We start from the raw sequence: 26,090 nt of genomic DNA on the forward strand, positions 1-26,090 counted from the left end.
GGATTATTCACTACCTTTATTCTGACAAATAATTACAAAATGCGTATAGAATATGACATAAAATTAGGGTTCAAGGATGTAATGTTCCGCCCTAAACGTTCTACTTTAAAATCCCGGTCAGAAGTTGATTTACAAAGAGAATTTACCTTTAAACATACTAAGAAAAAATGGACAGGAGTTCCTATAATTGCCGCCAATATGGATACGGTAGGAACTTTTGAAATGGCCGTAGAACTGGCAAAAGAAAAAATCATTACAGCTGTTCACAAACATTATACTCCCGAAGAATGGAGCCGGTTTCTGGAAAGTCAGCCTGAAAGTATTCATCAATATATTGCCTTAAGCACAGGAACAGGAAAGGCCGATGAAGAAAAAATAAGACAGATCCTCGAAAAGCATCCAAAAATTGAGTTTCTCTGTATAGATGTAGCCAATGGCTATTCTGAGCATTTCGTTGGATTTGTGAAGAAAGCAAGAGCCAATTTTCCTGATAAAATTATCATCGCCGGAAATGTTGTGACCGGAGAAATGGTGGAAGAACTTCTTCTGGTAGGTGCAGATATTATAAAAGTAGGTATTGGGCCCGGATCTGTTTGTACGACCAGAGTAAAAACGGGGGTAGGCTATCCTCAGCTTTCTGCCATTATTGAATGTGCTGATGCCGCTCATGGGTTAGGAGGACATATCATCGCAGACGGTGGCTGTAAAGTCCCGGGAGATGTTGCCAAAGCCTTCGGTGGGGGTGCAGATTTCGTAATGCTTGGCGGTATGTTTGCAGGACACGACGAAAGCGGTGGAGAAATGATTGAAGAAAACGGTAAAAAATACCGCCTATTCTATGGAATGAGTTCCAAAACAGCTATGGATAAACATTCCGGAGGGGTAGCGGAATATCGTTCTTCCGAAGGAAAAACCGTGAAAGCAGCTTATAAAGGTCCGGTTTCAGAAACGGTAAAAGATATTTTGGGAGGAGTACGCTCTACCTGTACTTATGTAGGTGCTTCCAAACTTAAGGAACTTTCTAAGAGAACTACTTTTATTAGGGTTCAAGAGCAGGAAAATCAGGTCTTTAAAGACTAGAAATAAAACAAATAAAGGCTTTAGATAATTCTAAAGCCTTTATTCTTTTGTTCTTATATATTTTTTATTAAAATACTTTTGAAGCTGATCATTTACATAGGTTTCCTGTTCATGCTCTGAAGCCATTTCATCCATATACAAAATCCTCGGAACTTCTTTGATCTTATCAACGACAACAGAGTCTTTAGAAGAATTCCTGATGATATCTACTCTTTCATTCATCTCTTTTTCATATTCTTTAAGATCTGTCTTCATAATCTCCATCACTATGTTTTCTCCATTGAAATCAATGTTGAAATATGAATATTTTTCAGGGAATATTTTTAACTCAGGAAGAAAAATAATGAGAAGGGAAACCCACCAAAATTTTTTAACTTTTTCAAATTTAAAAAACATCAACACTGAAAAACTGATGAAAAAATAAAAGATGATACTTTCAAACTGCCTTGCAACAGAGTTGAGAATATAGCTTGTAAATAATAAAGGGAGTAAAGAAACTGACCAAAACAGAACCGCGTTTTTAAATGGTATTTTCGTACTGATATTTTTAAGTTCTTTCTCAAAAACTTTAATAAATAAGGGAAGCACCAATAAAACTTTAACGGCAACATACATCGTACTCGCACCAAAAAGAGCAATTCTCTTCAGCCACTTTATAATTCCACCTTCTGACTCTCCCATTCTGTTGAAGTTTCCCGGAGCCAAAAAGCTTATCAGTAAAAAGACACTTCCTATCAGTACCAAAGTCAGATTTCTCTTATTGCGTTTCTGATAATAAGATAGTAACAAAAGGCCTTCAACAATCAATGCCAGAATTTCATTGGACCCCATCAGAATGATTGTAAGCAAAACCGAAAGGTAAAACCATATTTTCTGCTGTGTATCCTCGCTTTTTTTAAAAAAATAGAGTAAAATACCTGCTAAAATAACAGGAACGAAATAGACATTGGAGCCTGTAATCCAAAAGTAATGCTCAGGAAGACTCACCAGAAGGATGGTATAAAAGAAAAACAGAAGAAGTCCTTTTTTGACGGATTCTTTTGGGGAATAATTGAAATATTCTTTAAAGTTTAACGCTGAAATTCCAATGAAGGAAAGTAGTAAGAAAACAGGATAGATCTTGGGAAGAATATTATTATTGTCATAAAAAACAGGATTAAACATATTGATAGAATATCCGAAATATCTTCCACCCCAGGTTGTATAAGTCTGAATAAAACTTTGTAACAACCCTATTTTTCTGGTCGTATAGGACCAGAAATAATCATCGGTCTGATATACATTAAACCAACTAATGTATGCCAGACCGACGCCTATTAAAATCGACAAGAATAATACTATATTCTGTACTTTTTTCATTTTCTAAGTTAACATTCCACCGTCAACGTTTAATGTTTGTCCGGTAATGTATCCTGACATATCGCTTCCAAAGAATACACATGCATTTGCGATATCTGCAGGCTGCCCTCCTCTTTTCATCGGAATCTCTTCTCTCCATCCCTGAACTGTTTTTTCGTCCAGAACAGCTGTCATTTCTGTTTCAATAAATCCAGGCGCAATTGCATTACATCTGATATTTCTTGAACCTAATTCCAATGCCACAGATTTTGTAAATCCGATAACTCCAGCTTTAGACGCTGCATAGTTGGCTTGTCCGGCATTTCCTTTCACCCCTACTACAGAAGTCATATTGATGATAGATCCTGATCTGGCCTTCATCATCGGCTTGATTACCGCTTTTGTAAGGTTAAAAACTGAATCTAAGTTTACCTTGATCACTTTATCCCAATCTTCTTTGGACATTCTCAATAACAGGTTATCTTTTGTAATCCCTGCATTGTTTACCAAAATATCAATCTGCCCGAACTCTGCCATTACATCCTCTACCAATTTCTGAGCAGCATCATAATCTGATGCGTCGGACTGATATCCCTTAATTTGGGTTACAGAACTTAAAGCTGCTTCTAATTCTTTTGCTTTGTCTACAGAACCGGCATAGGTAAATGCTACTTTTGCCCCTTGTTGAGCAAACATTTCAGCAATCCCTTTCCCGATTCCTCTTGTAGCTCCGGTAATTATTGCTACTTTTCCTTCTAATATTTTCATATCTATTGATAATTATTTTCTTTTATAACTCATTCAGCTTGTGACAGCTGACTCTTTTAGTTCTTATACTTTCCTTTCCGGAATTAAACGGTTTGCAAAGATATTATAAATTGTTATTCAACCCATTTAAATTGTTAAAATACTGCTTTTTTTAATGTTTATTTAGCTTTTATTAAAGCTGAACAGTATTATTTCTAAATCTGGTGAAATAAATGAAGTCTGTTTTTTTATCCTTATCTAGTTTCAGAACTTCTTTCTGCCAAAAATATTTATCATAAATAATTTCCTTTAGGAGTTCATTCTGGAAATTTGAAACTCCGAATTTCCCTTCCTTTCTTACCACAATTTCGTTTTCAGCATTCCCGAATGTTATGATGTCTTCGTAAACAAAAGGTACAATTTCTGTTCCTTTACCATCCAGAATGCCATAAAAACTGGCTGTATTTTTACATACCAAAGGTTTTGAATATTGATTAAGAGGATTAAAGTACTCAACATTCTCATTTTTTATCTGACTGATGTTTTTCAGTTCCTTCATCGAGTGATCTGCTACTGAAAAAATATAATACTTACCTTGTTTCTCAAGGATAAGACTCTCAGGATAGAAACCTAAAATTTGGACTCCATCTCCTACAATATTCTTGAGGTCTTTATCCAGAAATTGTTCTTCATTCTCTTTTTTAAGATAGATGAAATCTTTTCCGGAAATGGTAAAACTCCTGATGAAATCATATTCCTGCGGGAGAATTATATTCCCCTGAAGATCGATAATACCGGATTTTTTTACTTTATCATTGTAAACGCTGAAGAAGTTATTCAATAAAGGATTTAAATATTTAAAAGCCTGGGGATACAAATTCCTGTCTTTCTTACTGAAAACAGTTGTTTTTCCTTTTTTTTCGAGGTAGATATATTCTTTTCCGCCGAAATATTCCGGGGTGACATCACTAAAGATTTCTTCTGCAAGTGTATTTTCCTCAACATCGATTAAGCCATACTTACCTGTACTCTTATTCCTGGTAATCAGATAGGGATAAGCATTGATGTTCACAACCTGTTTCGAAAATTGATGTAAAGTCTGCCCATTATCTCCAATGATTTCACTTTCATTATTATCATTGATAATCAATGCTCTACCCCCTTCAAAATTATAATCTTCTTTAAATTCCCGGCTGCTGACCTGCTTTCCGTTGAGATCATATAGAAACCACTTGTTATCTTTTAAAACAAAAAATCTGTTCTTCCCTGAAAAACGGATCTTTTCTGAATAAGGAATGATTTCCTTTCCATTGTAATCATAAACTGCTTCTTTGTCTTGTTTTGAAGAAATAATACGTTCCTTACTCCACCATGGTGTATTAAACTCCTGATTATCCAAAGAGACCAGCTCTTTTCCTTTCTCATCAATAATGGCTGATTTTCTATTGTTTCCTTCCTCTGAATAAAGGATAAACCTGTTTTTAAAAACATGCAGAATTCCCCCTTTATAAGGAGATTTAAAGGTAATGGCTCCCAGAGAATCTACAATTCCCTGTTTTTTGGTCCCGGAGTCATATATTGTTCCATATCCGTCCGAATAGGAATTGACCTCCTTCCCTATCTTTTTTGACAGGATAACCTTCATATATTGGTTAGTCTGTGCTGTACAAACTACAGAACACAATACAAAAACTAATTTTTTCAAGGAAAATTAAATAGAATTATTGACTATAAGAACGATTTCTCCTTTTAAGGTTTTACTCTTGGAAAATTCAATTAACTCGTTGATTGTCCCTCGCTTAGTTTCTTCAAATTTTTTGGAGATTTCGCGGCTTAAACTTGCCTTGGTTTCTTCTCCAAAGAATTCTTTGATCTGCTCCAGAGTCGTATTGATTTTATGCGGGCTTTCGTAAAGAACTATCGTCTTTTTTTCTTCAGCAAGCTGTTTTAGCTTTGTCTGTCTTCCTTTTTTTTGTGGTAAAAATCCAGCGAATAAAAACTCATTATTGGGAAGTCCTGAAACTACAAGTGCCGGAATCAGGGCTGTCGCTCCCGGAAGACATATCATATCAATCTGATTATCTGCGCCTGCTTTTGCCAGTAAATATCCCGGATCCGAAATACCCGGTGTTCCGGCATCGGTAATAATAGCGATATTCTGACCGCTTTTAAGGTCTCCAATTACTTTCTCTGTTGCCTGGTGCTCATTGTGTAAATGATAAGATTTTAAAGGCTTGGAGATTTCAAAATGTTTTAAAAGTATTCCAGAAGTTCTGGTGTCTTCACATAAAATATAATCAACTTCTTTCAGGACTTTTACTGCCCTGAACGTCATATCTTCCAGGTTCCCAACGGGTGTGGGAACAAAATATAGGATTCCGCTCAAAATTATAAGAATTTATTTTCCACCAATATCCAAAGTCTCTGGGCATATTCATCCACTTTATTCCATTTTCTCTCATAGTACAGATCACTAAGATATTCTTTGGCTTCTTCCATCGTTTTGAATTGGTTCAGCTGGAATACGGCATCATTAAGATCGATCTGGCTTCCTTCAAACAGCATTTTTGAGAAAGCAATTCTGTCATTCAGATCCAGCTTAAACTCAGGTTTCTGCTTGTCAGCTTCCATAAAGTTCGTAGGAATATTAGATTTCAGAATGCTTCCTGTATCTTCTTTTACAACCGAAACAGGAGTTTCTTCCTTAGGAAATTCTCTTTCCAGGTGATCGTCATCAAAAAGTGACTGAACAGCCTTCATTCCTTTGATATTGGCTAATTTTATTTTTTTCTCCCGATGATATTCTTCTAAATTTTCGAAGCTTTCATCGGAAGGATGTTTATCTGTTTCTTCAGGAACAGGTTTGTCAATTTCTACAATTTTTCTTCTGTCATAGACTTCAGCAAGGATGCTTTCTTCCTTTGTATTTTCTTCAGAGTGGTCATTTTTGATTTCACTCAGAATATTTTCCACGTTGGAAGTTTCTGTAATCATCTCTCCTTCTTGTATTGAAATATTTGAGGCAACAAATTGTTCTTCGTTTTCCTCAATCAGTATTTCATCATCTAAAGTTTCAGTATCAAAAATACTAGGAATAATTTCTGTTACTGGTATTTTAGCATCATTTACAACAGCAGAATCTGTTTCTTTTTTGGTTTCTGATTCGGAGATTTCCTCTTCTGTATCATTTATTTCATTCAGCTGATTATTGAAAATAACTTCTTCCTCAGTCACTTCATCATAAAATAAATCTTCATTGAGGTCTTCATCAGAATCCGGTTTAGCATCCGCAAGAATTTTATCTTCGTCTACAAATTTCAGAACAGCTCTCTGCTCTTCAGAAATCTCATTTTCATCAATTTCATTCAACTGATTATTGAATACGGCTTCTTCTTCCAGAATTTCATGATTAGAAGCTTGTTCCTGAGTGTTTTCAGATGCTTTTTCTTCGTGATTTTCTTCTACAAAGCTTACAATATTCTCATGGAATTTATTTTCAACAATTTCATTCAATTGATTATTGAAAACGGCTTCCTCTTCTTCAGATCCGTCTGAAAAAATTTCATTTTCATCAATTTCGTTCAGCTCATTATTAAAAATAGCTTCCTCTTCCGTCACTTCATTCCCTGAATCATGATATTCCGTTTCTCCTGATACAAAAGAGAGGTGTTGATGAGCCGGATCATCAGCTACGAAATATTCAATATTTTTTTCCAGCAATTTCAAAAAAGAAATTCTGTTAGCAAGCTCATCTACAAGATCTTGCTTGGAAAGTAATTCGTCTATATTACTTATTTTGTCCAGATTATCAATGATATTCATGGATTCAAAAAAAATCTTTTCCCTTAAATCTTGGATATTCTGCATAATAAGATTCTTATTAAAATTGCTTACTTTTGATGTTAAAAATATACGGCTAATTTAACAAATGTTTTTAGAAAATACAATTAATCATTCCAAACAAAGTGGTTGGATGGAAGTAATTTGTGGCTCTATGTTTTCCGGTAAAACCGAAGAACTGATACGCAGATTGCGAAGGGCAGAGATGGCAGGACAGAACGTGGAAATTTTTAAACCCAAATTGGATGTACGATATTCTGAAGAGGATGTAGTTTCTCATAATCAGAATAAAATCCGTAGTACAGCAGTAGAAAACCCTAATGAAATTCTTCTGTTAGCTTCCAATTGTGATGTAGTAGGAATTGATGAAGCTCAGTTTTTCGATGAAAGTATTGTTGATATTGCCAACCAACTTGCCAATAGCGGTGTAAGAGTGGTCATTGCAGGATTGGATATGGACTTTTTAGGCCGTCCGTTCGGACCTATGCCCAATTTGATGGCTACAGCCGAATATGTTACAAAAGTGCATGCTATTTGTAAGAGAACAGGGAATCTTGCCAACTATTCTATGAGAACTTCCCAGGGAGATAATCTGGTAGAGTTGGGAGAAACCGAAAGCTATGAAGCAGTAAGCCGCCGCGTTTTTATTGACGAAGTACTTTTAAAAAGAAAATAAATTGCAAAACAGCAAAGGCTGAATGCACCAAAACATACATTATATTCACTAATATAAATGAAAAGCGAAAAAGCAGCATTGTGAAATTTCAAAAAGGAGAAGCTGGCTTATAAAAACTTTTTCTTCCTCTTTATTATTTTACCTTTTTGCCATTTCGCCTTAAAAATAAAGCAGAAAGGGTACCAATGGATTATACAGTACAACACATTGCAGAGATCGCCAATGCACAAATCATTGGAGACGGAAATTTATTGATCAAAAATATAGCATACGACAGCAGGATTATTTATTCTACCAAGAATACTGCATTTATCGCGATCAATACCTCTAAAAATTCTGGTGAAAAGTTTATAGAATCTGCAATAGACAGAGGGATCAATATTATTATTTCTGAGCATCATTATCCCGGGTTTGAAAATATAACCTGGATCATTGTTGAAAATTCTGTAGACTTTCTTCAAAAATTAGCAAAGTACCATTTCGAGAATTCTCACATACAATCTATCGGAATCACTGGTAGTAATGGTAAAACTATTTTAAAAGAATGGTTATATCAATGCCTGTGGAATGAATTTCCTACTGTAAAAAGTCCCAAAAGTTTCAATTCCCAGATTGGTCTTCCACTTTCTCTTCTTCAAATCAACAGCTCTTATCAGCTTGGAATTTTTGAAGTGGGAATTTCAAAACCTCATGAAATGGAAAAACTTGAAAATATTTTCCATCCTCAGATCGGATTGCTTACCCATATAGGAACGGCTCATGCTGCCAATTTTTCTTCCGAAGAAGAACTGATTGATGAAAAGATCAAACTTTTTAAGGATTCTGAAATCATCATCTATAATGGTGACCATTCTTTGGTAGATCAAAAAATTAATAATTCCTATTCTGATAAAAAATTAATTTCTTACGGTTTTAAAAAAGAGAATCAGGTTTTCATCAAAAACAATATTTCCAAGGATGAAAACATTATTGTTGAATATTTGGGGGAAGAAATCAGTTTTCCAGCCCACCAAAGAGACGAAGCGACATTAACCAATGCTATGGCGCTTATTACAGTCCTTAAGGAACTTCATATCGAAAATAAAAAGATCGTTGAAAAAATCAACCTTTTAAAAGCCGTTGAAATGAGGCTTGAAGCGATTGAAGGAAATAAGAGCAATATTGTTATCAACGATTCTTTTAATCTTGACCTCGATTCTCTGAAAACGGCCCTTCAGTTTTTGAATGAGTATAACAAACCTAAAAAATCTCTGGTCCTAACAGATATTGTAGGAGTGAACAGCAATTCTCAGGAATTGTATGAAGAAGTCTCCGAACTGGTCAATGAACAAAATTTTGATTCTGTATTTTTAATCGGGGATGAAATATCATTATTTAGTGAATTATTTAAAGCTAAAACTTATACTTTCATTGACACTAAAGAGTTAATTGAAAGTAAATATCTTACTGAATTAGAAAATCAGATCATTCTGCTGAAAGGTGCCAGAAAATTTGAGATCGAAAGGCTTAAAGATATTCTTGAACTTAGAAAACATGATACGGTACTGGAAGTAAACCTTAATGCAATTCTTCATAATATCAACTATCATAAATCTCTGCTGAAACCAGGAACCAAAATGATGGCAATGGTAAAAGCCAATGCTTATGGACTTGGAAGTTATGAGGTATCAGAATTTCTTCAGCATCATCATATAGATTACCTTGGAGTAGCTTACGTTGATGAGGGTGTAGAACTTCGTAAAAAAGGAATTACAACCCCCATTATTGTAATGAACCCTGAGCAGCACAGTTATCATACCATTATAGAATACAACCTTGAGCCTGAAATTTATAGTTTTAGAGTGTTGGAATTGTTCTATGAAGCTGTACAAAAGTCAGGGCATGATAAAAAATACCCGATCCATATCAAACTGGAAACAGGAATGCACCGTCTTGGTTTTAAAGATTTTGAGCTGGATCAGTTAAGCGAGACTTTAAGTCAAAAAAATCTAAAAGTCCAAAGTATGTTCAGCCATTTATCCTCTTCTGATATGCCTGAAGAGAAAGAATTTACTTTAAAGCAGCTTGCCGTTTTTGAGAAAAACTCCAGCTACCTAACTGAAAAACTAGGCTACACTCCTATCCGCCATATTCTGAATTCATCCGGGATAACGAGTTATACGGATCATCAGTATGACATGGTAAGAATTGGTATCGGTATGTTGGGAGAATCTCCCGATGACGAAATACAGAAGCAATTACAATCTGTGGTAAGCTTTAAAACCGTAATTTCACAGATATCAATGGTTGAGAACGGAGAATCTGTTGGTTACAGCAGAAAATATAAAGCGGATCACCCTACAAGAATTGCAACAATCCCTGTAGGATATGCAGACGGTATTCCAAGGCTGATAGGAAATCAGGTAGGAAGTTTAGGGGTCAACAAAACGCTTGCTCCTATTGTTGGAAATATCTGTATGGACATGATGATGATCAATGTAGACAATATTCCGAATGTAAAAGAAGGTGATACGGTAACTGTTTTCAATGCCAAACCAAGTTTAAAAGAATTCGCAGGATACTGCAAAACGATAACCTATGAAGTATTAACCTCCATTTCCCCTCGGGTGAAACGGATTTATATAAAAAATTAACTATGAGAAAACTCCTGATTCTGCTTTTCATATTCCCACTGCTATTGGTCCATTCTCAGGTAAAAAAAGATTTGGTGATTCCGAAAAATCCAAAGATAGGACTCTCCCTCGCCGGTGGTGGTGCCAAAGGCTTTTCACATGTCGGAGTTCTTAAAGTATTAGATTCATTGGGAGTAAAGGTGGATTATATTTCGGGAACAAGCATGGGAGCCATAGTTGGAGGACTCTATGCGGCAGGCTATTCCGGAAAAGAAATTGAAAAAATAGTCATGGATACAGATTTCTATTCCTTGATTATGGATCCGAAATCACGACAGGAAGCCAGCTTTTTCAACAAATCCGTAGACAAATACCTTTTATCCATTCCACTCAAAAATGGAAAAATCACACTTCCCTCTTCTATCAGTACCGGCCAGAGAAATGTTTATCTTCTGAAAGAACTTTTTAAAAACGTTTCCAATATCGAAGATTTTTCCAAAATGCCCATTCCTTTTCTTTGCGTTGCCACCAATCTGGAGAGTGGAAATATGCAGATTTTTGAAAAAGGAGATCTGGTACAGTCTATTATGGCGAGTTCTGCATTTCCATCTTTAATGGATCCTATTAAAATTGGCGACAGTATATATATTGATGGAGCAATGACGGTAAACTACCCTTCCAAGCCTTTAAAGGACAAAGGAATTGATATTGTCATCGGTGTGGACCTGAATCAGGACCTGTCAAAAAGAGAGGATTTAAACAACATTATATCCATCCTGAATCAGGTAATCGATTTTGGAATAAAAAAAGATACCCGAAAACAGTATAAATATACAGACATCAATATCAAACCCAACCTGAAAGGGATGTCAGCTACAAGCTATGATGATAAGAAGAAAATTCTGGACAGCGGATATGTAGAAGGACTGAAATATTCTCAGATACTGGATCAGTTACCAAAGCGGCCATTTGACCGCCTCAGACAGCGTATAAACCCTATTTATTCCAATGTATATAAGATCGACAGTATTTCTATAGAAGGAAGCAAGATATACGGTAAAAACTATACGCTTGGGAAAATGGGACTGCGTCTACCCTCTTTACAGACTTATGGTAGCATCAATAAAATGGTTGATAAATTGGTTGCTACAAACAACTATAGTTTTATCAATTATGATATCGTTCAGGAAAATGATGCCAACTATTTAAAGCTTTATGTAACCGAAGATGATACCCGTCATTTTTTAAAATTCGGATTGCATTATGACGAAGTTTTTAAGACCGGGCTTCTTTTGAATTATTCTGCAAAAAGACTTTTATTCAAAAACTCAAATCTTTCTTTTGATTTCGTTGTGGGAGATCGATTACGATATTACCTGAACTATTTTATAGATAACGGATATATTCCTGGATTTGGTATTTATTCCTCAGGAATGAGCTTTGACCTTAAAAATGTCGACAATTATGTTATCGACAGATGGGAATGGAGCAGAAATGAAGTTTATATACAGTCTATATGGAAGGATAAATTTGCCATTGGAGGAGGTATGAGCCACGATTACTTTAAGGCGGAAAACAGCAATGGAGACAACAGACGTTACAGCCGTTTTCTGAACCCTTATGTCTTCATAAAAACAGATACACAGGATGACAAAGAATTCCCTACCAAAGGGGTCTATTTTGCTGCTGAAGGGAAAGTTATAGACCTTTTAAAATCAGAAGTTGATAAAAGGATTATTCAAATCAAGGCAGATCTTAAAATCAATATTCCTCTTGGCAAACAATTCTCTTACCGTCTTAATCTATTTGGAGGAATTACACTTGGTGAACACCTTCCTGCTTATTATCAATACAGATTAGGAGGGATTTTCGAACAAAATATTATTAATTTCAAAAGCTTTGGAGGCTTTTATTTTGCCCAGCTTTATACGAATAATGTGATATTAGCGTCTAACGATATTCAATTTAAATTCAATAAAAACTATTTCATCAGTGGAAACTTCAGCTTTGCTAATTTATCAAACGATATCAAGTTTGAAGATGCAGTTAAAGTAAATTACAGCTCACTGGGATTAACGGCTGGTTACAAATCTCCTTTTGGACAGATTAAAGTAAACTTCAGCCACTCACTTAAAAATAACCAAAAAGGTATATTCAGTGTTATTTTAGGACACTGGTTTTAAAAAAATGATACAGTTCTTTTACGAAAACTTACCAGAGTCGGTAAGTACAGATTACAAAAAATGGCTGGAAGATCTTATTCTTTCAGAAGGAAAAAAAATAGGAGAAATCAATTATATTTTCTGTGATGATGAATATCTTCTTAAGATCAATCAGGACTATTTACAGCATGATTATTATACGGATATCATCACTTTTGATTATGTAAAAGGCAAGACAATAAGCGCTGAGATTTTTGTATCTTTGCAGCGCATTTCTGATAACGCCTCTACCCTTTCCCGAGATTATGAAGAAGAATTAAGAAGGGTTTTAGCCCACGGGATTTTACACCTTGCAGGCTACAAAGATAAGACGGAAGAGGAAGAAAAAGAGATGCGGAGAATGGAAGATTTGTACTTGACCAAGTATCGGGATTTAAAGATTTAAAATTAAACAATCACTTAAGGTCCGTTATATAAAGTGCTATATTCTAGCAGTAATATAAGCTTACCTAGAGTGCATTCTTCAAAAATGTTTCACGTGAAACATTGGTTATAAAGATAAGATTAAAAGCTTAAAACAAGCGAGATAAAAATGATTTCAGAAATATATGATGTGATCGTAGTAGGTGCCGGACACGCAGGTTGTGAAGCCGCTGCCGCAGCAGCCAACCTTGGTTCAAAAACACTACTCGTTACAATGAATATGCAGACCATCGGACAGATGAGTTGCAACCCGGCAATGGGCGGAATCGCAAAAGGACAGATCGTAAGAGAGATTGACGCAATGGGAGGATATTCCGGAATTATAGCAGACAAATCTGCTATTCAATTCAAAATGCTAAATCTTTCAAAAGGTCCCGCGATGTGGTCTCCGAGAACCCAAAATGACAGAATGCTTTTTGCCGAAGAATGGCGCTTAGCATTAGAGAATACTCCCAATCTTGATTTCTTTCAGGATATGGTGAAACAACTGATTGTTGAAAATAATAAAGTAACCGGAGTTGTTACTTCTTTAGGAATTGAGATCAAAGGAAAATCTGTTGTTCTTACTAACGGAACTTTTCTTAATGGATTAATTCACGTTGGAGATAAACAATTAGGCGGAGGAAGAATGGGTGAACCAAGAGCATTTGGAATTACAGAGCAATTGGTCACTTTAGGTTTTGAAGCAGGAAGAATGAAAACCGGTACTCCACCGAGAGTAGATGGAAGAAGTTTGGATTATTCAAAAATGGAAGAACAGAAAGGAGACGAAAATCCTCAAAAGTTCAGTTATCTTGATACTCCAAAATTAACAAAACAATTAAGCTGCCATATCGTATATACGAATGAAACGGTACATGATATTTTGAGAGAAGGTTTCGATAGAAGTCCAATGTTCAATGGTACGATTCAAAGTTTAGGTCCAAGATACTGTCCAAGTATTGAAGATAAAATTAATCGTTTTGCAGAAAGAAACAGACATCAGCTTTTCGTAGAACCGGAAGGATGGAAAACTGTGGAGATCTATGTAAACGGATTCAGCTCTTCACTTCCTGAAGATGTACAGATCAAAGCTATGAAACATATTCCAGGATTTGAAAACGTAAAAGTATTCCGTCCAGGTTATGCTATTGAATATGACTACTTCCCTCCTACCCAATTGAAGCATACCCTGGAAACAAAATTAATTGACAATTTATATTTCGCAGGACAGATCAATGGAACAACAGGATATGAAGAAGCAGCAGGTCAAGGTTTAATTGCCGGTATCAATGCCCATAATAAAGTTCATGAAAAAGGCGACTTTATTCTAAACAGAGATGAAGCTTATATTGGAGTATTAATTGATGACCTGATCACCAAAGGAACTGAAGAACCTTACAGAATGTTTACTTCACGTGCTGAATACAGGCTTCTCTTGAGACAGGATAATGCTGATATCAGGTTAACTGAAAAGGCATTCCAACTTGGATTGGCCAAAGAAGACAGATTAAGAAAAGTAGAAGCCAAAATATCTGACAGTCAACTACTTGAAGAGTTCCTTCGAGAAACTTCTTTAAAACCAGGTGTTATCAACCCTATTCTTGAATCTATAGAAAGTAATCCGGTAGATCAGGCTTACAGAGCTGCTCAAATATTGACCCGACCTAATATCACATTGAAAAAGTTGGATGAAATAGACTTTATCAAAGAGGTTTCTTCCCAATATAATGAGGAAGTAAGAGAACAGGCAGAGATCAATATCAAATATAAAGGCTATATTGAGAAAGAAAAAGAAAACGTAGCAAAATTAAACCGTCTGGAAAATATAAAAATCCCAGAAGATTTTGATTACACTAACCTTTCCAGCCTTTCTACAGAAGCAAAACAGAAGATGTCTAATGTACGTCCGAAGACAATTGCTCAGGCAGGAAGAATAAGCGGGGTGTCTCCAGCAGATATCAATGTCTTATTAGTATATTTAGGACGTTAAAAAGAAATGTTTCACGTGAAACATTAAAAAATAAAACAAGAATTAAGGTATTTTGAGTGTATAATAGCCTCTGAATATCTTAATTTTTTTGAATAGATAAAAAAGATACCGATTTCAATGAAAATAAAAGATCATTTTCTTTCACAGGAAATATTTGAAATAAAAGAAACAGAAACAAAAGGTGTATTTAAAACCACCCCTACTCCATCCAATATTTCCAGATATTACGAAAGCGAAGATTATATTTCTCACCACCAGGATTCCGGAAGTCTGAAAGAAAAACTTTACAAATTTCTACAGTCTTTTAATCTGCAGTACAAAAAAAATATTCTTATAGATAGAATTAAGAAAGGATCAAAAGTTTTGGATTACGGATGCGGAGCCGGAGAATTTGTAAAATATATAGAAAATGATTTTGAAACCTTCGGTTTTGAACCTGATGCCGACGCAAGAAAAGCTGCAAAAAGTAAAATAACAAAAGCTGTAATACTAGACGACATTAGTAAAATTGAAGATAAAAGTTTAGATGCGATTACACTCTGGCATGTTTTTGAGCATATCGAAAACCAAAATGAAATGCTAAACATTTTTCATAATAAACTAAAGGAAAAAGGAATTCTTATTATTGCAGTTCCCAACCCTACTTCTTATGATGCTAAACATTATAAAGAATATTGGGCAGCCTATGATGTACCAAGACACATCTACCATTTTTCTAAAAACGGTATGGAAAATTTAATTTCTAAAAAACCAGACTGGAAATTAAGAAAAATAAAACCTCTTGTACTAGATTCGTATTACATCTCAATGTTAAGCGAAAAATACAAAAAATCACCCCTATTTTGGGCAAAAGCGGTCATTCACGGAACAATTTCAAACGTAAAGGCACTTTTTTCAAACGAATTTTCAAGTTTGATATACATTATCGAAAAAAGATAGAAAATCGATTTTTGACCTGTTTATGAAGGTCAGTTTTCAGCATTTTCACTATAAAATTTAAAAAACTCAGGAAAAAATCCTGAGTTTTTTATTTCATCGAAATTAGTTTGTATCCATTTTAAGCTTTCTAAAAAAATCCTTCAGCTGCGATCGAAAAATTTCCAGATTGCTTTTCTCAATTTTTAAAACTTCTCCCCTACTCCATTTCATAGACAATCAAAAAATCAATGATCAATAATTCTCTTCTCTGATTTCTTAAAACTTTCGTCCTGCTTACAAAAATTAATTTTTTAAAAATTTTGCATAAAATTGATTGAAATGGAAAAAAATAGAATTTAAAAAACCAAATTCTTTCAGAATCATAATTAATTTCCCTTTAAATGTACTTAAAGGTGTTAATAATCGGAAAAGTATAATTTATTGATTTAAGAAGTATTTATGAAAGTCAATTTTATCACCTTAAAAACAAAAACCGGAATTGATCCGGTTTTTATGTTATTTATAAATCAACAATCAAGTTACTTAATAAGCTTGAATTTGCTGGAAAGGTAAAAGGAGTCATATTATCAACTTTAAATCTCACACTTAAAGGTGATGTCGTTCCAAAAGTATGCGCGTTAAAAAATAGTTCAGGAAAAGGGTACGTAGGTTGAATCGTATACATTGCGCCTACCCTTCTATGACTATTGGAAAGTACAGGGCTGATCAAAGCTGATGTCATTCCATTAATAGTAGGTACAGGAGTATTTATTTTAGATAAAATATATTTAGCTTTATTCGATGGATCTGCTAGAAATACAGCTGAAGGAGTAAATTCCACTTTAGGCTGATTAGAGATATACACATTATCTCTGATGGTAGTAGACTGAATAAAATCACTTGTAATACTGATTACGTCTTCTACCGTAGACACCGGTATAACTGATGCATTATCAGATACTAAACAATAATTCACTCGTTTAGCAACCATTGTTATTAGCTTCGAAATGGCTGTAAAATGATTTCTGGAAACCTTTATAAATGAATATTCTGCATATTGACTATTAATTTCGTCATGATCCTTATCAAATAAGAAACCAAGAGAATGGCCTACAAAGTGATTATCAGTGATTTCCAAGGACTCTGTGGAAGCTAAAACACCTGCGGCGTATCTGGAGTAGTCGCCCACTGTATAAAGAATATGTGAGGTGTTATTCGTCACTGTAACTCTCTCACATTTACCGCCTTTACCTTGAATAATAAATAAACACTGTCCTCCATTATACAACATTCCTTTTCCTTGTACATGAAGATGCTTAATGTTATTAGAAGTAATAAATACATTAGAGATTGTACAATTTTTATCCGGCCACAAGTATACACCTGAATTAACAATTTCAGCAATATTATCTGAGATTGAAATATTTGTAATATTACCCTTTTCAGTGTAAATTCCAGCCACAAAATTCATTCTAGTGTAATTGTATACCTTATTATTGGTAAAGGAAGAATTACTTCCGTGAATTTCGCAGGCACATCCAATTAATCTCGTTTGTTCATTACCTAAGAAGACATTATCATGCACCGATAAAAAATTAACATTTCCATAGATTGTAGAGTGATCATTATTAATAATTTCATTACTCTTAACCAAATCTTCGAAGATACAGTTTTGAATGGTGACTTTGCTGCCATTCTGAGACCAACCAACACTTATACAATTGGTTAGGTCACCATTAGTCCAATAAATTCCATCTATATCAACATTAGTACAATTGCCGCCTTCGAAGCCAATTCTACGCATGTATGAACTTCTCATTTGTGACAATTCACCATTAAAATCAACGACTCCCCTGCCCTTCATGGTAATATTATACAGAGGTTTAAACTTTGCACTGTCAGTATTATTAAAACCGGAGAACAGAACAAATGGCTTATCATCAAAAAAATAACCAACTTTTAGAACGCTATATTCTTCAAATTCAATATCCAGATAAGATCTTAGTTCTAAAATATTAGCGTGTGCAATAACTAATTCAGGCCTATCACTGTAAGAATTTATAAGAAAATGACCATTTGGAAAAACTAATTTCAATCCAAGCTTGGAACTAATATCAAAAGCTTTTTGAATGGCTGGTCTTTGATCTTCAGTATATGAAGACTTTACACCAAAAGTCGTTACATAGACTCTTTTAGAAGAAAAAACTACGGTATTTACATAGTAGTCATTCCCTCTGGATCGGTAAATAATTTCATCTTCCAGAACTTTGGGATCGTTAATAACGAGAATCGTTTCATCAATCCAGGTACTTACTTTTTGAAAAGTAACGCTTTCCCCTGTAAAGCTATCAATCAGCTGCACTAGATTGTCATTGGGAGCAGCATTTCCAACGGCGAAAAACTCATTTGTATACATCATAATATTTTAATTTGATACTGCAAATGTATTCGCTGGCAACGTCAAAACTTGACGTAAAAAAAATATAATCCGAACAAATAATTTTATTATTAAACCCAGAAAGAAAAAAAATCTATCTTAAAAGACATATACGCTACATATAACCTCAGGTTATATCTATAATCATTAAAAAACTTCGATCAATAAAGGATTTCCCTCCTGTTTCAGAAATAAAAAAGTCTGCTAATATAATTAGCAGACTTTAAAATATTTATTTTATTTTCTCTTAATTGTTGATGGCTGCTACCCCTGGCAGCTCAAGTCCTTCAAGACTTTCAAGCATTGCTCCACCTCCTGTAGAAACATAGCTTACCTGATCAGCATATCCAAATTGCTTAACAAAAGCTACACTGTCTCCTCCTCCAACTAAAGAGAAAGCTCCTAATCTTGTTGCTTCGGCAATACTTTCACCAAGGGCAATCGTTCCGCCGGCAAAATTTGACATTTCAAAAACTCCAATCGGACCATTCCAAAGAATCGTTCTTGAATTTAACAATACATCATTGAACTGATCTCTAGATTTATGGCCAGCATCAAGTCCCATCCATCCTTCTGGGATTGCATAGATATCAACCTCTTTTCTTTCCACCTCATTACTGAAGCTTTCTGCGATGATTGCATCAGATGGAAGATATACTTTTACTTTATGTTCTTTTGCTTTTCCTAAAATCTCAAGAGCTAAAGGAAGCTTATCCTCTTCTACTAAAGAGTTTCCGATTTTTCCACCCAGAGCCTTAATAAAAGTGAATGCCATACCTCCACCAATGATCAGATTATCTATTGCAGGAAGGATATTTTCTATAATGGTGATTTTAGTTGAAACTTTAGAACCTCCCAGGATAGCTGTAACAGGTCTTTCTCCACTCTTTAATACTTTATCGATTGCCTGAAGCTCATTAGCCATCAGTAAACCGAAATATTTAGTTGATTCGAAATACTGAGCAATCACTGCTGTAGAAGCATGAGCTCTGTGTGCAGTACCGAATGCATCATTTACATAAGCATCCCCTAACTTAGAAAGCTTCTCAGCAAAAGCAGCATCTCCTTTTTCTTCTTCATTATGAAAACGTACATTTTCTAATAATAAGATCTCCCCTGGTTTTAGTTCAGCAGCAGCTTGTTCTGCTTTTTCCCCAATACATTCATCCACGAACTTCACTTCCTGTCCTAGAACATTAGAAACTTCGCCAACAATATGTTTAAGAGAAAATTCATCTTTAACCTCCCCTTTAGGTCTCCCAAGGTGGGTAATTAAAATGACAGAACCACCATCATTAAGGATCTTCTCCACTGTTGGTTTTACAGCAACAATTCTTGTGTTGTCTGTCACCTTCAGCTGATCGTCCTGAGGAACATTGAAATCCACTCTTACCAGAGCCTTCTTGTCTTTAAAATTAAAATCATTGATTGTTTTCATAAGTAGATTTATTTTTTTCTAAGTTTCATGAAACCGCCGTGGTCAAAGTCCAGGGTTCATTCCGGAAAATCTCGCAACGATAATTTCATAAATCTTATTGAATTTCTGTTTCACAAATGTAAGGTTTTAAACTTTTTCAACACTTTCATTAAAATAAAAGTTTTCAAAAACTTTCCCCAAACCCAATCACCCATTAATCAACAATTTTATCTCTTTATAGAAAAAGAATAATGTAGTTGTTGTTGTATGTTGTTAGTTTAGGGGATAAGTTTTAGCTTAAAAGTTGGTAACACTCAACTTGTATTAAATTCATATTTAACTCACAATATAAACCCTTGTAAACCCGCTATTTCACATACTTATTAACAAATGTTGGTAACTTTGACAGGAATCAATTATTAGTTATTTTATTATGGAGAAATCTGGGGATAGCTGAAGAAAACATCTGGAAAGTTGTGGTGAAAATTTGCCGAAAGGTTTTCTATTACGAAATAAATTGATCTTTAAAAATAGAAAGTTGATAAAAGTTTTCCACAGTTATTAACATACCTTTTCACAATTAACTCACGGTTTACTAACACGAATTGTTATTATTCTTACCTTTGTAAGGAAATAGAATCTAATAAAGCTTAATAAGAGTATTATGAAAAGAAAAATTGCGATTGCAGCGGACCATGCAGGCTATGAATATAAGGAGATTGTTAAGAACTACCTTTCAGAACGTTTTGAAGTACAGGATTTTGGAACGTTTTCCACAAACAGTGTGGATTATCCGGACTTTGTACACCCTGCTGCAACCTCTGTGGAAAACGGAGAAAATGAGCTCGGAATTTTGATCTGCGGAAGCGGAAATGGGGTTCAGATCACGGCGAACAAACATCAGAAAATAAGATGCGCACTTTGCTGGATGCCGGAGATTGCAACACTGGCAAGACTGCATAATGATGCCAACATGATTTCAATGCCGGCAAGATTTATATCAAAGGAACTGGCTCTTGAAATTGTAGATAAATTTCTTTCAACAGACTTCGAAGGTGGAAGACACCAGAACAGAGTTGATAAAATTGCTGTTTGCTAAATATACTAAGGCTTGTAAATCGTATTACAAGCCTTATTTATTTTTTATTCGTACATTTGCACTGTCCAATAGAAATTACACTCTATTATTCTCCAAAGCCTTTCTTATATTTGAAATATATTTAATAGAAGGTTTTTCTCTTTTCTTCTCAAGAATTGTATTAAATTTATACAAAACTAAAGCTCCCGTTGTAAGTAAACTGAAAGATAAGTTCTGATGATTTTACACAAAGAATCTAATGATGAAATTGAATAACCTCTATAAGGAATAGAGAAGGAAGATTAGAAAAAGGTTTTATTTGAACTAAGACCAAAACATTTAAAAAGAAAATTAAAATGCCAAAAAAAAGAAAATATATAAGTCATAAAAATGATTTAAAAATGATGGAGATCGGAAGATTGATTCTCCGTTTTATGAATGCGAATGCATCTAAAATTTATAATTATAAGCAGATCTCCGACGGTATAGATTACAAAAATCCGAGACAAAGAGAACTTGTAATTCAGGCACTGCACAAACTTCAGGGATCCGAAAAGATCAAAGAAGTGGAAAAAGGAAAGTATATTGTGAACCTGAAAATAGCAGGAACCCTAACTGGAATTATTGACTTCAACCAAAGCGGAAATGCTTACGTAAAAGTGGAAGGATTGGAAGATGATGTCTTTGTACATGCCAAAAATGTGAAGGATGCTTTGCAGGGAGACAAGGTTCTTATTATAACTTATCATTATAAAGGAAAGAAACTGGAAGGTTCTGTTCTGGAAGTTTTGGAAAGAACCAGAACTGAGTTTGTAGGGATATTTCAGAAGGTGGCTCATAAGGATTTCGGCTTTGTTGTTTGTGATAAAAAATCAATCAACACAGATATCTTTATTTCAAAAGCAAAGTTCAACAATGCTGAAGATGGAGATAAGGTAATTGTAAAAATGACCGAATGGAGACCCGGAGATAAAAATCCAGAAGGTGAAATCATTCAGGTATTGGGTGCACCGGGAGAACATGAAACAGAGATCCACTCTATCCTTGCAGAATATGGTCTGCCTTATGAATTTCCACAGGAAGTGGAAGCAGATGCAGATAAAATTGACAGAAGTATTACTGACGAAGAAGCTGCAAAACGATGGGATATGCGTAACATCTGTACGTTTACCATTGACCCTAAGGACGCTAAAGACTTTGATGATGCATTGTCAATGAGAAAACTGGAAAATGGAAACTGGGAAATCGGTGTTCATATTGCAGATGTGTCCCATTATGTAGTTCCGGGGACTATCCTTGATGATGAAGCGTATAAGAGAGCCACTTCGGTTTATCTTGTAGACAGAGTGGTACCAATGCTTCCGGAAGTTTTGAGTAATGATGTTTGTTCCCTTCGTCCACACGAAGATAAATATACTTTTTCAGCTGTTTTTGAATTAAATGACAATGCAGAAATTCAGAAAGAGTGGTTTGGAAGAACAGTTATTCATTCAGACAGAAGATTTACCTATGAGGAAGCTCAGGAGCGCATAGAAAGCGGACAGGGAGATCTAGCTGAAGAAATCAATGTTCTTGACAGACTTGCGAAGATCATGCGTAATGAGCGTATCAGAAGAGGGGCTATTACTTTTGACAGAAGTGAAGTAAGATTCAATCTGGATGAAAATAATCAACCGATCGGCGTTTATTTTAAAATAAGCAAGGACTCTAATCACCTGATCGAGGAATTTATGCTTTTGGCCAATAAAAAAGTATCTGAGTTTGTATCCCTGACCAAAAAGAGAGAGATCACAAACAATACATTTATTTATAGGGTTCACGACGATCCGGATCCGGCAAAACTAGAGTCATTAAGAGACTTTGTAGCTACTTTCGGATATAAAATGGATCTTGCCAATACCAAGAAGGTTGCAGAATCTTTGAATAAGCTTCTTCATGATGTGAAAGGGAAAGGAGAAGAAAATATGATCGAAACACTGGCGATGAGAAGTATGAGTAAAGCGGTGTATTCTACAGAACCAATTGGCCACTATGGGTTAGGTTTTGAATACTATAGCCACTTCACCTCTCCTATCCGTCGTTACCCGGATTTGATTGCCCACCGTCTTCTTCAGCATTATCTGGATGGAGGAAAATCTCCGGCCAAACCTGAGCTGGAGGAAAAAGCTAAACATTGCAGTTCAATGGAAAGATTAGCAGCTGATGCAGAAAGAGATTCTATCAAGTATATGCAGGTGAAATTCATGGAAAAACATCTTGGAGAAACTTTCACGGGAGTAATTTCAGGGGTTGCAGAATTCGGATTCTGGGTAGAAATTCCAGAAAACGGTGCTGAAGGTCTGATCAAATTAAGAGACCTGGTAGATGACTCTTATATGTATGATGCCAAAACTCACGCTGTTTATGGGTCAAGACATGGAAATAAATATCAGTTGGGAGATCAGGTTCAGATCAAAGTAGTGAAAGCGAATTTGATTCAAAAGCAGCTTGACTTCAAGATTGTGGATAATGACCAGGATAGATAAGTATATTGTATTTAGTATCTTAAATGCAATATTATTGGTAACAGTCATTTTTAACACTGTTATCAATTTTTATCTGTTTTTGCTCGCTATGATCGTCCTTGTAGCCCTATGTAATATTTTAATCAAAAGGAATATTATTAATATTGATAAACAAGGGAAAAAGTACTTTTTTGGAGTTACATTTCCACAGATAATTAATGGATTCTTTTTGATCAATTATCTTACAGGAATGAATCCTACCAAAGAAACATATTGTTTCAGAAATATGATTTCAGAGGTTGGAAGTGTACGAAGCCATGAGAAAGGAAAGACAACTTACGTTTATTTGAGTGGAAATGCCTATGAATATTCTTATATGACGAGAAGTTTTCTCATTGATTATAAAAGAATGTTGTTTAAAAATCAGATTACTTATACCTTTGAACGAGGTATTTTTGGGCTTAAAATTAGAAAAGACTTCGAGTTTGCTTTTAATGAAAATTGCCTTGAAAAATAAATTTGTTGAGATCATCAGCAAAGTATAACGCAAAAGAGGTTGTTCCCAAAAAGAACAGCCTCTTTCTTTTTAAGAAGTTAAAAATTCATTCAAAATAATTTTAAGATCTGGTCACGTTTCAGGGCTTATCATTCTTACTCCTCTCCTATTTCCTTAAAAATTTCAGATTAAACTCTCCTTAAAATCCAGTTGATATATCACAACTTTATTGAATAATTAAATCATAAAGTATAACTTTGTATAAAACGAAATGAATTTTTATTCATTTTTAAATACCACTTAATGCTAGAACTTGTACTATCTGCCGTCATATTAGGATTTATGCTGAGCCTGGTTTTTATAGGACCTATATTTTTCCTGTTAATTGAAACCAGCTTTTCCAGAGGCCCAAAACATGCCTTATCACTGGATCTTGGCGTTATTACTGCAGATTTATTATGCATTGTAGCGGCGTATTATGCCAGTACAGATATTGTCTCTTTAATAGATAAGCATCCCGGGTTCTATAGAATCACTTCTATTCTAATTTTTATTTATGGGATTGTGATGCTGGTAACCAAGACCAAAATGCATATGCCGGGTGAAGAAAAGATTATTGGCCAAAATTATATTAAAACATTTTTCAATGGTTTTTTCTTTAATCTTTTAAATGTTGGAGTTATCCTTTTCTGGCTGGTAACGGTAATTTCCGTAAGGAATCAATACCCGGACACCAGCAGTTTTATTTTATACATAGGCATAGTATTGGCAACATACCTTTCTATAGATCTTGCCAAAATATTTCTTGCTAAACAATTTCACGATAAGCTTACACAGAAACTGGCCAACCGGATCAGAAGAGTTGTTGGCTGTATTCTTATTGTCTTCAGTTTCTTTATTTTCCTGCAGAGTTTCAAAAAGTTCAATCAGTTTGAAAGACAACTTGAAGAAGCAGAAAAGAAAGAAGTAAAATATCAAAAAACAAAATGAAAAAAATGATCTTTCCAAAGTCCCTTAAAAAAGGAGACAAAATAGCTGTTATTTCCCCTGCAGGAGCGGTAGATGCCACTCAACTGGAAAAGGGAATAGAAATGATTAAAAGTAGAGGTTTTGAACCCATTATCGGGGAACATCTCTACACCAAATTTTCAAACGGATATAATTATGCCGGAACAGAAAAGGAAAGAATAAAAGACATCAACTGGGCCTTAAATGACCATGAAGTTAAAGCGGTTTGGGCTTCCAGAGGAGGCTATGGATGCCAGCATCTGATTCAGCATCTTAAATTGAAAAACTTTATAGAAAATCCAAAATGGTACATTGGCTATTCCGATAATACAGTGATACAAAGTTATCTGTTGAAAAAAGGTTTTGTTTCGATCCATGGACAGACCATCAAAACATCAAGTTTTGGAGTTACCGACGAAAGCTATGACCTGATCTTTGATATTCTAAAAGGGAAAACGCCAAAATACACCCTTGAATCTCATCAATTGAATAAAGAAGGCAATATTGAAGGAGAATTGGTTGGAGGGAATTTAGCCCTTATCTATGCCCTTCTGGGAACCAAATATTCTTTCGACTTTAAAGATAAAATCCTATTTATTGAAGATATCGGAGAAAACTACTATGCACTGGACCGCATGATCATGAGTCTCGAGCTGGCGGGAGTCTTCAATAAGATCAAAGGACTTATCGTTGGTGGGATGACCAATATGGGTGATGAAAAAGAAAATAAAAACTATGAAGAAAGCTTTGATGAATTTGCCTATAAACTGATTTCTGAGAGAATTTCAAAGTATAAATTTCCTGTGGTTTTTGCTTTTCCAAATGGACATATTAAAGACAACAGACCACTTCTAATCGGAGGAAATGTTAAAATGAAAATCGGAGCTAAGGTAAAGATCGAATTTTAAAAGAGTACCACTCTCCTATCTCCAAATTCTTAAACACAAAATATGGCTGATCATAATGATTTTGGAAAAATAGCAGAAGATCTGGCTGCCGACTATCTTCAGAAAAACGGCTATAAAATTCTTATCAGAAATTTTCGTTTTCAGAAAGCTGAGATTGATATTATCGCTGAAAAAAATGACCTGATTATCATTACTGAGGTGAAGGCAAGATCTACAGATGCTTTTATGCTGCCCCATGAAGCAGTAACCAAAACAAAAATAAAATCAATTGTTTCTGCTGCCAATCATTATATGGAAGAATTTAATAAAGATAATGAAGTACGATTTGATATTATCTCCGTTCTTCCCGATGAAAATAAGAACTTAATTATTGACCATATCAAAGATGCTTTTCAGGCCTTTGATGCAAATTAA

20 protein-coding genes are annotated in these 26,090 nt (G+C 34.8%); 13 read left to right on the plus strand and 7 right to left on the minus strand.

Annotation, left to right across the window (positions count from 1 at the left end; translation table 11 throughout):
- Positions 1-39: 39 nt before the first annotated feature.
- Positions 40-1,080: a GMP reductase gene (locus tag DBR39_RS10735; RefSeq protein ID WP_124532933.1), complete on the plus strand. Its 1,041-nt coding sequence runs from the start codon at positions 40-42 to the stop codon at positions 1,078-1,080.
- 39 nt (positions 1,081-1,119) lie between these two features.
- Here DBR39_RS10735 and DBR39_RS10740 read toward each other — a convergent pair whose 3' ends face one another.
- The 5 genes from DBR39_RS10740 to DBR39_RS10760 form a co-directional block, all read right to left on the minus strand.
- A complete protein-coding gene (locus DBR39_RS10740) occupies positions 1,120-2,439 on the minus strand; it encodes a DUF6056 family protein (protein WP_124532935.1) in 1,320 nt (439 codons plus the stop codon).
- 3 nt (positions 2,440-2,442) lie between these two features.
- Positions 2,443-3,186, minus strand: a complete 744-nt coding sequence (fabG, locus tag DBR39_RS10745; RefSeq protein WP_103233756.1) for a 3-oxoacyl-[acyl-carrier-protein] reductase — start codon at positions 3,184-3,186, stop codon at positions 2,443-2,445.
- 172 nt (positions 3,187-3,358) lie between these two features.
- A complete protein-coding gene (locus DBR39_RS10750; protein WP_124532937.1) occupies positions 3,359-4,870 on the minus strand; it encodes a WG repeat-containing protein in 1,512 nt (503 codons plus the stop codon).
- Between the two features lie 6 nt (positions 4,871-4,876).
- A complete protein-coding gene (gene rsmI, locus DBR39_RS10755; protein ID WP_103233754.1) occupies positions 4,877-5,551 on the minus strand; it encodes a 16S rRNA (cytidine(1402)-2'-O)-methyltransferase in 675 nt (224 codons plus the stop codon).
- Between the two features lie 2 nt (positions 5,552-5,553).
- The gene (locus tag DBR39_RS10760) at positions 5,554-7,032 is read right to left on the minus strand and encodes a hypothetical protein (protein WP_124532940.1); all 1,479 of its coding nucleotides are present in this window, start codon (positions 7,030-7,032) and stop codon (positions 5,554-5,556) included.
- 61 nt (positions 7,033-7,093) lie between these two features.
- On the opposite strand from DBR39_RS10760, the gene DBR39_RS10765 reads away from it, so the two are divergent.
- From DBR39_RS10765 to DBR39_RS10790, 6 genes are all read left to right on the plus strand, one after another.
- Positions 7,094-7,681 carry a thymidine kinase gene (locus tag DBR39_RS10765; RefSeq protein ID WP_124532942.1) on the plus strand — a complete coding sequence of 196 codons (588 nt, stop codon included), beginning with the start codon at positions 7,094-7,096 and terminating at the stop codon, positions 7,679-7,681.
- Between the two features lie 185 nt (positions 7,682-7,866).
- Positions 7,867-10,314: a bifunctional UDP-N-acetylmuramoyl-tripeptide:D-alanyl-D-alanine ligase/alanine racemase gene (locus DBR39_RS10770; RefSeq protein ID WP_124532944.1), complete on the plus strand. Its 2,448-nt coding sequence runs from the start codon at positions 7,867-7,869 to the stop codon at positions 10,312-10,314.
- A 2-nt stretch (positions 10,315-10,316) separates the two neighbouring features.
- On the plus strand, positions 10,317-12,476 hold the full coding sequence (locus DBR39_RS10775) for a patatin-like phospholipase family protein (RefSeq protein ID WP_124532946.1): 2,160 nt from the start codon (positions 10,317-10,319) through the stop codon (positions 12,474-12,476).
- A 4-nt stretch (positions 12,477-12,480) separates the two neighbouring features.
- Positions 12,481-12,900 (plus strand): rRNA maturation RNase YbeY, encoded by a 420-nt coding sequence (ybeY, locus tag DBR39_RS10780; RefSeq protein ID WP_124532948.1) that lies wholly within the window; start codon positions 12,481-12,483, stop codon positions 12,898-12,900.
- Between the two features lie 147 nt (positions 12,901-13,047).
- Complete coding sequence (gene mnmG / locus DBR39_RS10785) at positions 13,048-14,910, plus strand: tRNA uridine-5-carboxymethylaminomethyl(34) synthesis enzyme MnmG (protein ID WP_124532950.1); 1,863 nt, start codon at positions 13,048-13,050, stop codon at positions 14,908-14,910.
- 117 nt (positions 14,911-15,027) lie between these two features.
- Positions 15,028-15,849, plus strand: a complete 822-nt coding sequence (locus tag DBR39_RS10790; protein WP_124532952.1) for a class I SAM-dependent methyltransferase — start codon at positions 15,028-15,030, stop codon at positions 15,847-15,849.
- Positions 15,850-16,348: 499 nt separating this feature from the next.
- Here the strand turns inward: DBR39_RS10790 and DBR39_RS10795 are convergent, their stop codons facing one another.
- Positions 16,349-18,247: a hypothetical protein gene (locus tag DBR39_RS10795; protein ID WP_124532955.1), complete on the minus strand. Its 1,899-nt coding sequence runs from the start codon at positions 18,245-18,247 to the stop codon at positions 16,349-16,351.
- A gap of 265 nt (positions 18,248-18,512) precedes the next feature.
- Positions 18,513-19,703 carry a phosphoglycerate kinase gene (locus DBR39_RS10800; protein ID WP_124532956.1) on the minus strand — a complete coding sequence of 397 codons (1,191 nt, stop codon included), beginning with the start codon at positions 19,701-19,703 and terminating at the stop codon, positions 18,513-18,515.
- A 643-nt stretch (positions 19,704-20,346) separates the two neighbouring features.
- Here DBR39_RS10800 and rpiB point away from each other — a divergent pair.
- The 6 genes from rpiB to DBR39_RS10830 all read left to right on the plus strand — a co-directional run bounded on the left by rpiB (position 20,347) and on the right by DBR39_RS10830 (position 26,090).
- Positions 20,347-20,781, plus strand: a complete 435-nt coding sequence (gene rpiB, locus DBR39_RS10805) for a ribose 5-phosphate isomerase B (protein ID WP_103234702.1) — start codon at positions 20,347-20,349, stop codon at positions 20,779-20,781.
- Between the two features lie 335 nt (positions 20,782-21,116).
- Complete coding sequence (gene rnr / locus DBR39_RS10810) at positions 21,117-23,285, plus strand: ribonuclease R (protein WP_124532958.1); 2,169 nt, start codon at positions 21,117-21,119, stop codon at positions 23,283-23,285.
- The gene (locus DBR39_RS10815) at positions 23,269-23,781 is read left to right on the plus strand and encodes a hypothetical protein (RefSeq protein ID WP_124532960.1); all 513 of its coding nucleotides are present in this window, start codon (positions 23,269-23,271) and stop codon (positions 23,779-23,781) included. Before rnr ends, DBR39_RS10815 begins: the two co-directional genes overlap by 17 nt.
- 282 nt (positions 23,782-24,063) lie before the next feature.
- Entirely contained in the window at positions 24,064-24,750 is a 687-nt protein-coding gene (locus DBR39_RS10820; protein ID WP_103233417.1) for a LysE family translocator, read from the plus strand.
- Positions 24,747-25,676: an LD-carboxypeptidase gene (locus DBR39_RS10825; protein WP_124532962.1), complete on the plus strand. Its 930-nt coding sequence runs from the start codon at positions 24,747-24,749 to the stop codon at positions 25,674-25,676. Before DBR39_RS10820 ends, DBR39_RS10825 begins: the two co-directional genes overlap by 4 nt.
- A 42-nt stretch (positions 25,677-25,718) precedes the next feature.
- Positions 25,719-26,090 carry a YraN family protein gene (locus DBR39_RS10830; protein ID WP_124532964.1) on the plus strand — a complete coding sequence of 124 codons (372 nt, stop codon included), beginning with the start codon at positions 25,719-25,721 and terminating at the stop codon, positions 26,088-26,090.

Source organism: Chryseobacterium sp. KBW03 (assembly GCF_003852415.1).
GTDB classification, from domain to species: domain Bacteria; phylum Bacteroidota; class Bacteroidia; order Flavobacteriales; family Weeksellaceae; genus Chryseobacterium; species Chryseobacterium viscerum.